Source organism: Deltaproteobacteria bacterium (genome assembly GCA_016933965.1).
Classification (GTDB): Bacteria; Desulfobacterota; Syntrophia; order Syntrophales; family UBA2210; genus JAFGTS01.
Window position 1 is genome coordinate 22981 of the sequence record JAFGTS010000002.1, and the last position, 14156, is coordinate 37136.

The 14156-nt window shown below is 54.4% G+C and carries 11 protein-coding genes; 5 read left to right on the forward strand and 6 right to left on the reverse strand.

The genetic code is table 11. From position 1 onward, the window contains the following. Window positions 1-2: 2 nt before the first annotated feature. The 4 genes from JXO48_00405 (at window position 3) to ybgF (ending at window position 3828) form a co-directional block, all read left to right on the forward strand. Window positions 3-746 (forward strand): TonB family protein, encoded by a 744-nt coding sequence (locus tag JXO48_00405; protein MBN2282330.1) that lies wholly within the window; start codon window positions 3-5, stop codon window positions 744-746. A 64-nt stretch (window positions 747-810) separates the two neighbouring features. Continuing rightward, window positions 811-2133, forward strand: a complete 1323-nt coding sequence (gene tolB, locus JXO48_00410; protein MBN2282331.1) for a Tol-Pal system beta propeller repeat protein TolB — start codon at window positions 811-813, stop codon at window positions 2131-2133. A 265-nt stretch (window positions 2134-2398) separates the two neighbouring features. Beyond that, window positions 2399-2980, forward strand: a complete 582-nt coding sequence (gene pal, locus JXO48_00415) for a peptidoglycan-associated lipoprotein Pal (GenBank protein MBN2282332.1) — start codon at window positions 2399-2401, stop codon at window positions 2978-2980. Window positions 2981-3009: 29 nt separating this feature from the next. Next, window positions 3010-3828, forward strand: a complete 819-nt coding sequence (ybgF, locus tag JXO48_00420) for a tol-pal system protein YbgF (GenBank protein MBN2282333.1) — start codon at window positions 3010-3012, stop codon at window positions 3826-3828. Between the two features lie 4 nt (window positions 3829-3832). On the opposite strand, the gene JXO48_00425 is transcribed toward ybgF, so the two are convergent. The 6 genes from JXO48_00425 to JXO48_00450 form a co-directional block, all read right to left on the reverse strand. Further along, window positions 3833-4627 (reverse strand): DUF4292 domain-containing protein, encoded by a 795-nt coding sequence (locus tag JXO48_00425; protein MBN2282334.1) that lies wholly within the window; start codon window positions 4625-4627, stop codon window positions 3833-3835. Between the two features lie 7 nt (window positions 4628-4634). Then, window positions 4635-6365, reverse strand: a complete 1731-nt coding sequence (locus JXO48_00430) for a tetratricopeptide repeat protein (GenBank protein ID MBN2282335.1) — start codon at window positions 6363-6365, stop codon at window positions 4635-4637. A gap of 5 nt (window positions 6366-6370) precedes the next feature. Then, window positions 6371-7237, reverse strand: coding sequence for a divergent polysaccharide deacetylase family protein (locus JXO48_00435; GenBank protein MBN2282336.1), 867 nt, complete (start codon window positions 7235-7237; stop codon window positions 6371-6373). Window positions 7238-7242: 5 nt separating this feature from the next. Next, window positions 7243-8607 carry a S41 family peptidase gene (locus JXO48_00440; protein ID MBN2282337.1) on the reverse strand — a complete coding sequence of 455 codons (1365 nt, stop codon included), beginning with the start codon at window positions 8605-8607 and terminating at the stop codon, window positions 7243-7245. 199 nt (window positions 8608-8806) lie between these two features. Next, the gene (locus JXO48_00445; protein ID MBN2282338.1) at window positions 8807-9310 is read right to left on the reverse strand and encodes a permease; all 504 of its coding nucleotides are present in this window, start codon (window positions 9308-9310) and stop codon (window positions 8807-8809) included. A 63-nt stretch (window positions 9311-9373) separates the two neighbouring features. Then, window positions 9374-11611, reverse strand: a complete 2238-nt coding sequence (locus JXO48_00450; GenBank protein ID MBN2282339.1) for a molybdopterin-dependent oxidoreductase — start codon at window positions 11609-11611, stop codon at window positions 9374-9376. Window positions 11612-12029: 418 nt separating this feature from the next. On the opposite strand from JXO48_00450, the gene JXO48_00455 reads away from it, so the two are divergent. Continuing rightward, window positions 12030-14045, forward strand: a complete 2016-nt coding sequence (locus JXO48_00455) for a HAMP domain-containing protein (protein MBN2282340.1) — start codon at window positions 12030-12032, stop codon at window positions 14043-14045. Window positions 14046-14156: the final 111 nt, after the last annotated feature.

The window sequence follows — 14156 nt, forward strand, 5'->3', positions numbered from 1 at the left end:
CTATGGCCCTGGTGGTGATGGAGAAGAGAAAACAGGACGACGGCAGTGGTCTGATAAACATGATGGTGATCTCCTTCCTGATCCACGCGCTGGTCATCTCCATCGTCATTTTTTCACCGTCGTGGCCGTCCCCGAGATGGACCTTCGGACCCGTCTATACCGTCGATCTGGTAACGCTCCCCGTCAATAAGGTCGAAACGGCGGGCCCGGTAAGCGCGCTGTCGCGGGACCTGGCGGGTATTTCGCCGAAAGAGCAGCCGCTCGTGATCAGAAAGGCCGTCGAACCGACGACCATCATTCCGCCGAAAACAATGGAGGTGCAGAAGAAGACCTCCTCGGGAGCCACCGAAAAGGCCATAGAAGATATCCGGCGCAAGGAATCGGCATCACTTCCGCAAACGGCATCGGCCGGCCGGCCGGGACCCATCCTGTCCCGGGGAGATACGGCTTTGTCGATGAAGATGCAAGTATATTATACGGTTATCTGGTCAAAGATCAGGGAGCAATGGGCATTGCCCCAGGGTATCCTTGATGATGATACCATTGTTGCCGTTGTTGATCTGAAAATACTGAGAAATGGAGAAATAGCGGACCTGACTTTAGAAAAACGTTCCGGTAATACCTATTTCGATGAATCGGCGGTCAAGGCGGTCAGAAAGGCGGCCCCCTTTCCACCCCTGCCCGAATGGCTTGATCAAAGCGTCTTTGAGGTGGGAATTCGCTTCCATTCATCGGAGCTGCGGTGATCATGAGCCATTGGAGCAGGCGGTCACGGTATTCTCGTTCCTGTGAATATCCCGGAGATATCTCATGCAAAAGGTAAAAATCATAATTTGTGTCATTGTGCTGCTGTTGTCCTGCGCGGCCATGCCGGCCTGGGGCAAGGTCTACATCGATATCGATTCCCCCGCTTTTCAAAAATTTCCTATCGCTGTGCCGGACTTTTCCGTCTTGGGCGGGTCGGAGGGGCAGGGAAACCTATCGCGCTGGTTTTCTGACGAAATGACGCGGCTCCTCGATATCACGGGATATTTCAGGATCATCCCGCGGGATGCCTTCCTCTCCGATACCGGATCAGGCATAGCGGCCGGCACGATCGATTTTTCGAGCTGGGCGGTCGTGGGAGCCGATTTCCTTATAACCGGGGGATATACGGTGACGGAACAGGAACTGTCCGTGGAATTCAGGCTCTTCGACGTGGTGGAAGGAAGATTGATCGCGGGAAAGAAATACTGGGGCAGGCCGGCCGAGAAAAAGCGGATCCTGATCAGATGCATCGATGAGGTGCTCCTGAAGCTCACCGGAGAGCGGGGCGTTTTCGATACGAAAATAGCCTTCGCGGGGAAGACGGGTTCCGTGTCGGAACTGTTCCTGGTGAATTTCGACGGCACGGAATTGACCAGGATCACCGATTACGGGCGGCTGACGCTGCTCCCGCAGTGGTCGCCCGATGGAAAGAAAATTTCCTTTACCTCTTACCGGGATCGTAATCCCGACTGTTACATCATGGATCTCGGGACACGCCGGGTGACCAAGGCATCGGGTTCCACGGGGCTCAATCTTTCCGGTCCCTGGTCCCCCGATGGGAAAAAGATGTCGCTCGTCCTGACCAGGGAGGGCAATGAAGATATCTATGTCCTGGATATTGAAACGAACCACTTTCAGCGGTTGACCACAGACCCGTCCATTGATGTATCACCCACCTGGTCGCCCGACGGAAGGAAGATCGCCTTTGTGTCGAGCCGATCGGGTTCACCCCAGGTCTTTGTCATGGATGCCGACGGGAAGAACGTCCGCAGACTGACCTATGAAGGTTCCTATAACACGTCACCCTGCTGGTCGCCGAGGGGGAACAGGATCGCCTATGAAGGGACAACCAACGGCGTGTTCCAGATATTCATCATCGAGGAAGAGACCGGTGGCGTTATCCAGGTAACCTTCGAGAACGGGGGAGGCGAGGCACCGGCCTGGTCGCCGGACGGCCGGTATCTTGTTTTTACAACCCGGCGCGGAGCAAAAACGAATCTGTGCGTGATCAACGCGAACGGGCTGAATCCCCGTGTGATCGGCAGCAGCCCCGATCTTACCTCCTGTGAAGACCCCGCGTGGTCACCGTCTTTAGATTTATATTGAGTTTATCGGGAATTTATGGTTATCATGCCACCATCTTCGGGAAGAAATGTGAAAGACTTCATGGTCCCCGATATGTGAATGATATCGATCTCTTGGTGGAATCAACGGAACAGAGGGACACTTTGTTGGCAGGATTCCATGATGTCGGGGAGATATCCGGAGAAGTCGAGGAAAGAACACCCCCCGAAGTTTTTTTTGCAGCGGCCTTAGGGAAATATTCCTCAAAACGACAGCGAATTACTAATCTTACGAGGAGGAAAGAAACATGAAAAATACGTTGTACAAACTGGGATGCATCATTTGCATCGTCAGCCTGGCGATGATCATGGTAACGGGATGCGCGAAAAAAACGGAAACCACGCAGATCCCCGGTGCCACATCCGCCGAGCAGGCAAAGGCCCAGGAAGCTGCGGCGGCTGAAGAGGCTGCACGGCAGCAGACCCTGAAGGAACAGGCCCTGAAGGAACAGCAGGAGGCACTGAAGAAACAGCTGCTTGCTGAGGCGGCTTCCTTCGTGGATATCCATTTTGATTTCGACAAGTACGATCTGAAACCGGAGGCACGGGATATACTGAGCAGGCTGGGGGACTGGCTCATTACGCACCGTGATTTCGAGATGGCCATCGAGGGACACTGTGACGAACGGGGGACGAAGGAATACAACCTGGCCCTTGGCGAGCGCCGTGCCGATTCGGCGAAGAATTATCTTGTCAATCTCGGTGTCGATGGCGCGCGGATAACCACCATCAGCTATGGGGAAGAACTCCCCCTTGATCCGGCGCAAACGGAAGAGGCCTGGGCGAAGAACAGGAGAGACCATTTCGTTATTTATCCCGTTAACCAATAGTAATGAAGGGTCGTGCAAGAGTGAGACATATGCGGTCACCGCTGCTGATTCTTTTGCTTTTAGCACTGGTCGGGTGTGCGTCACAGAGTGATCTGACCCGAGTGTCCCAGGTCTTGGAAAGCCGGGTCGACGCCGTTACTGCCGACGTGGAAAGCATGAAGAAAGCTGCTGCTGATAACGAGGATACGGGCAAGTTCGTCCGTAAACGGGTCGCCGATATCAGCGATAACCTGACGGGGTTGCGGACCGAGTTGCAGCAGTTGAGGGGGAGCATCGAGGAACTGCAGGTGCGGGTGGCGTCCCTTGAATCGGATTCGAAAAAAGAGACCCCCGAATCGGTACGTGACGCCGTGGCTGACATTGCCGGACGCCTTCAGTATATCGAGAACTATCTCGGGTTGATGGAAAAGAAAGAGATTCCTGGAGGGGTGCAGGGTTATGAGGTGTCCGGTTCCCTCAAGGAAGAGGTTGACAAAGAGAAAAGTTATTCGGAAGCATTGAAGACCTTCAAGGAAGGCAGGTACACGGAAGCGAGACAGCAGTTCCAGGATTTTCTGGGTGCCTTTCCCGATACTGAATATTCAGATAACGCCCAGTTCTGGATCGGAGAATGCTTCTATTTCGATGGAAAATACGAAAAGGCCATTCTCGAATACGAAAAAGTGGTCCAGAATTATCCGAAGGGGAACAAGGTTCCCGACGCCCTCTTGAAACAGGCCCTTTCCTTCATGAAACTGGGGGATACGACGAGCGCGAAGCTGCTGCTTCAGAGAGTGATCAACGATTATCCCAACACGACATCGGCCCGGCGGGCCCGCGAGGAGTTGCTTTCCATAAAAGAATCCTGAAAGCTCAGTTCAGAAATTCCGGCGTAATCCCCGGGGGAAGGGTCAGTTCAAAAAATGACGTATCCTCCGGGGTCACTTTTTTCAGGGTCTCATAGCGGAGAAAGACCGTCGTGCCCGCTTCATCTTCCAGTGAGAGAACCATCCGTTTCGGGTAACCGGTCGCCTCATCGTAGTTCTCGTAAGAAACCCGGTAGGGAACATCTCCCGGTTCTTCGGAGCCGCTGGAATCAATACGCATCGTTCGGAGTCGTTCGGGCTCGATCCAGATGCTCATCACCGGTTTTCCGTTCCCGGTAATGTCGATACGCCACGATCCGTTTTCAGCCTCCTGTGAAAACCGGTGCTCAGTGACGGTTTCGAGCGGTATCGTTCCGGACAGGAGGGATACCATGTCCCGCACTGAAAGAGGGATATCAAAAAAGCGCAGCAGGTTCTCACGCGTGGTAAAACCGCTGAAGAACCGGCTTTCCCCCGGCAGGAAAGCCTGGAAAACGGTGCCGTCGGAGGTGAAGTAAAGATCGGGCGGGCCGAAAAACCCGATCGTCTCCATTCTCAGGAATGACGGTTGCCGCAGGGCAAGAGCGATGGTCCGGGTATATCTGCCCCGCGACGAATCAATGGTTATGACAGCCATCGCCTTGAGAATGCTTCCCCGGTCATGTTGAGCATTGATGATATCGATGATGTCCCGGGCCGGCGGGACCGCTCGCGCTTCCTTCACCGGCACCGTCCTGAGGGAGCATCCGGCCAGAAGTGCCAGCATGATCACAAGCACGGCCGCACGAATCGTCTTTCTCATGGGGCTCTCAATTCTGCGGATATGTCAGTTCTTCTATTTTTTTCTTCACGGCCCCCTCGTTCTCAGGGTTCAGTTCAAGGGCCTTTCGATATTGTTCGAGGGCTTCCGGGATCCTCCCGGCTTCCCGGTAGACATCACCCAGATGTTCTCTGACCGTCGGGTCTTCCGGAATGATACGGGCTGCGTCTTCGAGGTTTTCGATCGCCGGTTTGAGTTTCTTCTGCCGGAAGTACACCCATCCAAGGCTGTCCATGATGTATCCGTTGTTCGGCCGCAGTTCGAGGGCTTGCTTGATGAGCCGTTCCGCCTCGTCAAGGCGGATACCCCGGTCGGCGTAACTGTATCCGATGAAATTAAGAGCTTCCGCGTGTTGCGGATCCTGTTTCAGGACGTCCTGCATCGCAGCGATACTTTCCTCGTGACGGTTCGTTTTTTCGTATATGATGCCGAGGCGGTAGTAGAGATCTATGCCGTCCGGGATGAGAAAGATCCCGTCTTTGATCGTTTTTTCCGCTTTGTCAAAGGCTTCCTTCTCTTCATAGAGGACCGAGAGGAACACATAGAGCTGTTCCTCCCTGTTCTTTTTTTCTACTGCGTCACGGAGCAGTTCTATCGCACCGTCCAAGTCGCTTTCATTCTGGAGGATCAGACCCATCTGGATCCGTGCCGGTGGGAACAGGTCGGAATCTTCCGTTATCCTTCCGTACAATTCGAAGGCCTTCGACGGTTCATCCAATTTTTCGTATGCCGAGGCCAGGAAGAAAAGCGCCCGGTGATGATCGGGATTTCTTCTCAGGACGGTCTCGAATTCCTCTGCGGCCCGCCGGTAATTGTTTCCCTCAAAATAATAGGCGAGGCCGAGTGAAAAATTAGCCTCCACGTGGCTGTCATCGATCGCGAGCAGGGATTCGAAAACGTCGATAGCCTCGGTATAGCGGTGCAGTTTGAGAAGCACCGTTCCGAGCCGGTATCGTGCGTTGATGGTGTCCGGTTCCGCCTCGATGAACTGCCGGTACAGGTCGATCGCCTCGTTTTCCTGCTCACGGCTTTCGTAAAGCATGCCCAGATCTATCAGGGCCGGTTCATAGCCCGGTTTTGTTGCAAGGACCTTTTTGAACCACTCTTCAGCTTCATCGGCGTTTCCCTTCGCTTCATACAAGGTGGCCAACTGGTACATACCCATAACATTTTCCGGATCGCGTTCGAGAAGCTTTTCAACGGCGACGATGGCCGCATCGTAATTTTCAAGCTGCCGGTGGAACATGCTCAGGAAAAGGTAAGGCTCGAGCCGTTCCGGTTCGATCTCCACGACCCGCTCATACTCTGCGATGGCCCGTTCATATTGCTTAAGGTTCCCGTACAGGCCGCCGAGCAGCACGTGGGTATCGAAATCATCGGGATTATACGAGAGCGAGGTTTCCAGGAGTCCGACGGCCCTGTCTACCTCCCCCTTTTTCAGGTACAGTCGTGCCAATTCGATCCTCAGGAAGGGTGATGTGACGTCATCGCTCAGGCTTTTGCGGTATTCGTTGATGGCCTTGTCCGTTTCACCGCGCAAGGCGTAAAGGGTCCCCAGTGAATAGTGATAATAGGCTTCTTCGTGTGATGATCCGGGATGGGAAGGGGACATCACCGAAAGCCCACCCCTGACATCGGGCAGACTCGTACAGGCGATGGTAATGAGAAACGCTATTCCTGTCGCGATCATTGTTCCTGCTGTTTTGAATCGTCGTTTCATCGGGTTCAACCAACCAGCCGTGACAATGGGACGACCTCGATCCCCTTCTCTTTAAGCAGCGGCAAGGCTTTTCTGAGGGCGGCCACGGTGCTCGGGTAGGGATGGCCGATGAGGATGAGGGTATCCCACCGGTCCGTCGACTCCGCGACGGCGCTCAGTATGTTCAACGTCTTTTCGTAATCCTGTTCGTTATCGATGAAAATGTCGCGGGCCGCGTGCCTGATATCGATCATCCGGGCGACCCGGTTTCCCACGGATCTGCCCGTGGTCATGCTGTCGAGAAAGAAGAGGTTTTTCCCCTTCAGGAACTGCATTAACTGTTTCAGGCGTTCTTCATCCTCCATGAATCTCGATCCCATGTGATTGTTGACACCGCACGCGTAGGGCACTGAATCGAGGTCCGATTCAAGATGTTCTCTGATCTCCTGTTCGCACATGGTGGTGAAAAGAGCGCCGGTGCCCGGATCTTTTTCGGGATATCCGTGGGGTTCCATGGGAAGATGAAGAAGGACATCCCTTCCTGCATAATGGACCCGCGTTGCGGCTTCGGAGGAGCAGCGAAGGTGCGGCAGCACCGCAAATGTTATGGGAACGTTCATGGCAAGAAGCTCATCGATGACCGCCATGTCCCGTCCGATATCATCGATGATGATAGCGACGTTCTTTCCCCGGAGCGTTTCCGCTTCGGGACCAAACGGTCTCAAGGCGGGTTCCGCGACCTTTCCGGGAGGCGCTTTTCCCTTTGGCGGTAACGCCACCGTCCGCTGCTGATAAAACCGGTAGGCCAGAAAAACCACGACGGTGCAGAGGATGACGACACCGGTACAGACGAAGATGTTTTTCCTATATGATCCCTTTTTTCTCCGTTTCACGCCTGTCAGCTCGCCCTGTCTGTCCCCTGTTTTTTCAGAATCTGCCAACTTTTCAGTATGTCGACAGCTGTTTTGAGCTGGAGGTCTTTTTCCAGATCAACGCCGATGATGTCCTCCGATATTTCATCCGTCTCATCGGTTGAACCGCCCTCATCCGGCGTGCCTTCCGGTTCTTCGATGGTCTCTCCTTCTCCTTCTATATGGTTCTTCAGGTCTTTTTCCCTCAGCCGCTTAATCTTTTCCTTTGCCGTCAGGCGGTGGTCCACGGATTCCACCACGATGTCAGGGGCGATGCCCTTTGCCTGGATCGATGTTCCGCTGGGCGTATAGTACTTTGCCACTGTCAATTTCAGCGCCGAGCCGTCGCTCAGGGGCGTTACTATCTGAACGGAGCCCTTGCCGAAGGACTGGGTACCCAGGATCAGGGCCCGGCCGTTGTCCTGAAGAGCGCCGGCGACGATCTCGGAAGCGCTGGCGGTTCCTCCGTTTATCAGGACGACCATGGGGCAGGTCACTTCATCTCCATCGTCTTGTGCCTTGAATATCTTTTCCGAGTCGTCCTGCCGGCCCTTTGAAGAGACAATGACACCGGAGGAGAGGAAGATGTCCGAGACCCTGACCGCCTGGGTCAGCAGGCCACCGGGATTGTTCCGCATGTCGAGGACCATACCCTTCAGGGGTTCATCCTTTATGGAGATCTCATCAAGGGCGTCCTCGAGTTCCTGAGTTGTCGTTTCCTGGAAGTTCGTCAATCTGATATAGCCGATACCGTCTTCGAACACCCTGTTCTTGACACTCTGGATCTTGATCTTGTCACGGGTTATTTCATATTCTTTCGGCTGATCGAAGCCCTCGCGCATGATCGATATGGTTACGGTGGTGCCCACCGTCCCCCGCAGTTTGTGGACCGCGTCGTATATGGTGAAACCCTTGGTGGATTCTCCGTCGATCCCGACTATCTGGTCCCCTGCCTTGAGCCCCGCTCGGTATGCCGGAGTGTCTTCAAGGGGCGCTACAACGGTTATGATGTCGTCAACAAGGGTGATCTCGATACCGAGACCGCCGAAGACCCCCTTGGTGCTTACCGAAAGGTCCTTGTACATCTCGGGTGTCAGATATACGCTGTGAGGATCGAGTGTTTTTATCATGCCCTTGATGGCGCCTTCTATGACCGTCTTCGAATCCACTTCCTCGACATAGTCGTTCTCGATCATGTCAAGTACCTGGTTGAAAAGCTTCAGGTTTTTATAGGTGTCCTTATCAGCGCACATTGCCTTGTCTATACGCGGTACGCCGGAGAGTGCGAGAAACAGAACGAGGATTATAAGGATCAGGAAAAGGACGCCTTTTTTACTGACATTCACATTCATTCAATACCTCCACGACACAGGTTCTCTCTATAAGAATGGAAAACATACCACCATTCATTCATTCATTTCCAATTTTTTTTGATCAACCGGAAACGGCATTTCACTTTGGTCCCTTTTCAACGGCCCTGGAATTGAAGTGAAAAAATACGGTCGTATTATTCCCGAATCTCGAATCCCGATCCCCGAATCCCGACCTCTACTAAAGCGTCCACCGCGGCCCCGAGAAAAAATACTGAGCGATAAGACCGGCGATGGGAGGAAAGAAAAAGGTCGTGGCCAGCCTGATGATGGTGAATTTCCAGCCCAGTATCCCCACTTCCATGGGGATCCTGCTGACCGCCCAGAGGGACCATCCCGTGAGAAAGGCCACCATGGTTCCGACACCGGCGCCCGATTGGAGGAGCCCCGCGGCAATGGGAAGGCTCACGTATGGACCGCCCGGTGAAAAACCACCGGCGATGGTGCCTATGATGATGCCCCGTATACCCGATTCTGCGCCCACCCAGCGGGAAAGCATGTCGTGGGGGAGAAGCACCTGTACCAGGCCTGCAACGATAAATGCAAAAAAGAGGAGGGGCAGGATCTGGATGGTCATTGCGGCGGCGAGCTTCAGCCCGGCCGTGTGCTGACCTTCGCCGCGCGCATATGCCAGGGCGAAGAGGCCGACGGCGAGCACGGCCATGATGATCGTGGGGATCAGCATATTTTTTGACCTCTCGTTTTTCATGGGATCAATTCACCTGTATTCGCGGTACTGCTCGTACCGTCAGACCGCCTCGATCCTGCATGGAACATACCGGTGAAGCGGGGTGGCGGCGAACCGGTCCCGGTGGATGTTCTTTGTGAGCCGGTTCACATTGACCCCGTGTTCCGTGCCGTCAAAGAGGAGACCGAATCCATGAGGAATGATGACCTGTCCCGTCCTGGTCCGGTCGCTCACTTCCAGTTCAACCTCAACGGTCCCCGCTTCGGTGGTGACCCGCACCATCCGGCCGTCGGCAAGACCCATCGATGCCGCATCATCGGGATGCATCATGACCGTGCAGTCGCGCTTGCCTTTATTCCATGCCGGATCGCGCATCAATGTGTTGGCGTTCATGCTCATGTGTCGCCCTGCCTGGAGAATGAAGGGGTAGCGGGGATCGGACCGGAGGGCCTTCTCCTCGGACACGGATTCGATGCCGGTGATCCATCCATCCATTTCAGGGACATGAACGTGGATGCGGCCGTCTTCGTGGGCGAGCATTTCCATGTTTCCCTCCGGGTCGCACCTTCCGATGACGAGTCCTTCGGGGTGATCGAGAATAGCCTGGAAGATGTCTTCACCCATGGTGATGCCCGGGGTGAAGCCGGCCCTGGCGGCGTTTTTACGGAAGCTTTTCGGGGCGACCTGCAGAAGTCCCCACAGGGCGGCCAAATTAGCTGAATCAAACTTCCGTCCCAGGGTTTTCGCGAGGATGAACGGCATGTTCGGGAGCGCTTTCGGTTCGCTTTGCGCGTAGGTCATGAGCTCCATGCCGAACTGCATGCGGTCGAGATCCGCCGCTTTTACGAGCGATTCCGGTATGGAGGGAACAAGCCCGGCAGCGTCGGCGATACGGACTATCATCTGGCTGATCTCAAGAGGTTCGCCGAGGGGTTCGATAATGGGCCGCCGCATCTGAAAATAGATCTCCGGGAACGTCCAGGCAAAGAAGGTGCCGTCCCATGATTCATAGCCGGACCGCGAGGGGAGAACATAGTGAGAGAGCATCGCCGTCTCCGTCATGGCGAGTTCGCAGGTGACGAGAAGATCGAGCCGGCTGAAGGCCTTCTCATATGCCGTGGTATCGGCATAGGAACGGAGCGGATTCGAGCCGGAGCATAGAACAGCCCTCAGGCGTTCGGGGTGATCGCTCATGATCTCCTCGGGCATCACATTGGGGGGGAAAACACCCATGAGCGCCGGGAAATCCGTCGTCACGGTACGCCAGGTCTTTGGGTCGCGCTCGTCGGTGTGGGCTCCGATGGGCATGAGGTGCCCGGGTATGATATTACCTCCCGGGACACAGATGCGACCGCAAAGCGCCATGAGAATGACATCCAGATAGGTCGTCGCCGTGCTGTGGCGATTCATGTATACACCGAGGTCTGTATGCATGCAGGATTTCCGCGTGGCGAACTGATAACACACGTCACGCACCTGGCCGTAGTCGAGACCGCAGACATCGATGGCGCCCCGGATATCGAAATCGCTGAACCAGGGTTGAATCTCCTCAAAGCCGTTCACGTGCTTTTCAATGTAATCGCGGTTGTGCCATCCTTCCCGCAACAGGATGGCGATCATCGCCCTGGTCAGGAGTGCGTCCGTTCCCGGCCTGATCGGCAGGTGGATGTCCGCCATTTCCGCTGTTTCTGAGCGCCGGGGATCAATGACGACAAGTAGCTTGTCGGAGTTCTTGGAAAATTCCCGCAGGACAAGGGGAGCCCGGGGCATCTGATGACTCTGCATGCCGTTCCATCCCACGGCAAGAAGCATGTCGGCGTTTTGTTCATCGGGGATGGTAAAAAGATACTGGCGGCCCGTGGCGCGGCCGTGGGCCCAGAAAATGCCGGTCAGTTCCTGGGCAAGGGCGCTGTAATGATAGCGGGAGCCAAGGGAGCGCATCAACCGCACGCCGAACGCGGCCTCGAAATGGCAGCCCTGACCGCCACCCCCCATGTAAGCGAACGACCTCGGCCCGTTCGCATCGACGATCGACCTTAGTTTTTCCGCTATTTCACTGATCGCCTGATCCCATGAGATCCTCTCGAAACCGTTCCCTGTGCGCTTCAGGGGGTGGGTCAGACGCTCCCGCAGATGCTGGTGATAGGCGATACTGGCACCTTTCCGGCACATATACCCCTTCGACCGGAAATTATTCTTGTCTCCCCGTACCTTCGCGATACGGTTGTTTTCGACATACACCTCAAGGCCGCAGTTCTGAGCGCAGAGAACACATCCCGTTTTATGCCACGTGCCCATGCATTTTCCTCCTCGCCGTACCGGTAGAATTTTTCATACCCGCAGGTATTGCATATTTCGTGCTTTCCGACAAAAGGAATTTTCAGAACGATGCCGCCGCCGCGATGAGTAAGAACCATGCCGGAACGGTGGGTCTGTAAGGGGACGGTCATGGACAGATGGCACGGACCAGCCGATGCGGCCCCGGGATAATGATAGCGGAGCGAGGGGTGGCCGGGGAAATACGGCTCCTGTGTGTCCGGGATCGTGACTTCTTCGAGGAAATAATGATTGATATTCAAGGCAAATCCTCTTACATTGGCGATAATCGATAACCATGACAGGCAAAAAGGGATGAGGAAACCCGTAACTGGGACCAGTGGAGAGGTGTTCCTTTTAGATTTCCGTGGTACCGTTACGATCCGAGGGGAGGGCCCACATGAAACTCCAGACGAAGTTGTTGATCCTCTATATTCTCTGCACGATACTTATCATGCTCGCCCTTGGTGATGTCTTTTACTCAAGACTTTGGAAGGAACGGCTGGAGTCGATTCGGAAAGACCTTTCGAACCAGCTTCAGCATGCTGATTTTGCATTGGGTTCATTTTTCGCCGAAGTAGGGAACGATGTTTCCGCATTAGCGGCGAACGAGTTGGTCTGGACCAGAGATGACCGCGATTTTACCAGCTTCCTTGATGCCGACGAAGAGACCTTTGAATATCATATCAATGAAACCGAGCAGAGAATTATCGATGTTTTCAATAATTATCGCATGACACACCCCTATGTGAATTCGGTATACATGGGGAGGGAGAACGGCAGTTTTGTCCGGTCGCACAAGCGGGCGCGCCCCACCCGGTATGATCCCAGGGAACGACCGTGGTACGTCACGGCGAAGAACAATCCCGGCCGGGTGATGGAAACCGAGGCATATCCGTCGGTCACCACGTCCGATGTCAACATCGGTTTAGTGAAAGCCCTTGTTGATGGGGATGGTGCGGTGTACGGTGTCGTCGGCGTCGATGTGACGCTGGTGAATCTGACGAACTATATTTCAAATTTCAAGACCAGTCCCCCGGGGAAGATAATTCTTCTGGACAGAAAGGGGACGGTTCTGGCCGGCCTTACAAGAGAAATGCTCTTTAAAAATGTCAGTAATTATTCGGCTGCTCTTGCGAAAACACTTATGGAGACCGGACGGGAGCATCCTTCCGTAAGCATTGATGATGAAAAGTACTATGTTTTTTCGCGTTCTGCAATGCACCAGGACTGGAAGATAGCCGTCCTGATCCCTTCGGTAAACATCGAAGAGCAGATCATCGGTCAGATCATACTGACAATATCGGGATTGGCGATCGGCCTGGCGTTACTGAGCTTCCTCACCCTGGTGGGACTGAACATCTACGTGACGAAACCGTTGAAGCGGTTCATCGACGAAACGGACTACATTGCCAGGACATCGAATCTCGAGCGTCACATCGATATAACCTCCAAAGATGAGATCGGGGCGCTGGCCCGTTCTTACAACGACATGATCGACGCCCTCAGCTTCACTTACAAATCACTGAAAGATACGGAAACGGAGCTCATAGCGCACAGGGACCATCTTGAACAATTGGTCAATGAGCGTACATCGAGTCTCCAGGAGGCGAATGAACGGCTCTCGGCCGAGATAGAGGAGCATAAGCTGACCATGCTGGCGCTTGCCGTTGAAAAAGAGCGTGCCGAGGTTGCTGACCGGCTCAAGTCCGCCTTCCTGGCCACCATGTCGCACGAACTGAGAACGCCGCTGAACTCCATCATCGGGTTCACCGGCATCATTCTTCAGGGACTGGTCGGGCCGCTCAATGATGAACAGAAAAAACAGTTGAACATGGTGCGAGGAAGCGCACAGCATCTGCTTTCACTGATCAACGATGTTTTGGATATATCCAAGATAGAAGCGGGGCAGTTGCAGTTGTCCCATGAAGACTTTGACCTGCGCGGTGCCGTGGAAAAGGTCGTGGAGAGTACCCGCCCCATTGCGGCAAAGAAAGGTCTGAAACTGACCGGTACCTGTTCTGTCGACATTGGAACGATGAAAGGTGACGTCAGACGGGTGGAGCAGATACTGCTCAATCTGCTCAGCAACGCCATAAAGTTCACTGAAACGGGGTCGGTGACCGTACAATGCGAATCCGACGAAAGGAACGTAACCGTAAGGGTCATCGACACCGGCATCGGCATCAGGACCGAGGACATGGAAACCCTTTTCAAGGCCTTCAGACAAATCGATTCGGGAATAACGCGAAAGTATGAAGGCACCGGGCTGGGGCTTTCCATATGCAGGAGACTGGTGGAACTCATGGGAGGATCGATCTGGGTGACGAGCGAATGGGGTTCGGGGAGCACCTTTGGTTTTTCACTGCCGAAAGAGGGGGACGATTCGAATGAAACGGATACTGATCGTCGATGACAACGCCGCTGATCCGTACCTGCTCGAAGAACTCCTGAAGAGTTATGGGTCTTGACATGATATAGGCGGAAAACGGTCAGGACGCGTCAGAGCATTCCGATCAAGACACAC

Excerpts from the sequence above, each read along its gene's own strand:
- ybgF (MBN2282333.1), top strand. The coding sequence starts at position 3,010 with ATGCGGTCACCGCTGCTGATTCTTTTGCTTTTAGCACTGGTCGGGTGT.
- pal (MBN2282332.1), top strand. The coding sequence starts at position 2,399 with ATGAAAAATACGTTGTACAAACTGGGATGCATCATTTGCATCGTCAGC.
- JXO48_00455 (MBN2282340.1), top strand. The coding sequence starts at position 12,030 with ATGAAACTCCAGACGAAGTTGTTGATCCTCTATATTCTCTGCACGATA.
- JXO48_00425 (MBN2282334.1), bottom strand. The coding sequence starts at position 4,627 with ATGAGAAAGACGATTCGTGCGGCCGTGCTTGTGATCATGCTGGCACTT.
- JXO48_00445 (MBN2282338.1), bottom strand. The coding sequence starts at position 9,310 with ATGCTGATCCCCACGATCATCATGGCCGTGCTCGCCGTCGGCCTCTTC.
- tolB (MBN2282331.1), top strand. The coding sequence starts at position 811 with ATGCAAAAGGTAAAAATCATAATTTGTGTCATTGTGCTGCTGTTGTCC.
- JXO48_00405 (MBN2282330.1), top strand. The coding sequence starts at position 3 with ATGGCCCTGGTGGTGATGGAGAAGAGAAAACAGGACGACGGCAGTGGT.
- JXO48_00450 (MBN2282339.1), bottom strand. The coding sequence starts at position 11,611 with ATGGGCACGTGGCATAAAACGGGATGTGTTCTCTGCGCTCAGAACTGC.
- JXO48_00440 (MBN2282337.1), bottom strand. The coding sequence starts at position 8,607 with ATGAATGTGAATGTCAGTAAAAAAGGCGTCCTTTTCCTGATCCTTATA.
- JXO48_00430 (MBN2282335.1), bottom strand. The coding sequence starts at position 6,365 with ATGAAACGACGATTCAAAACAGCAGGAACAATGATCGCGACAGGAATA.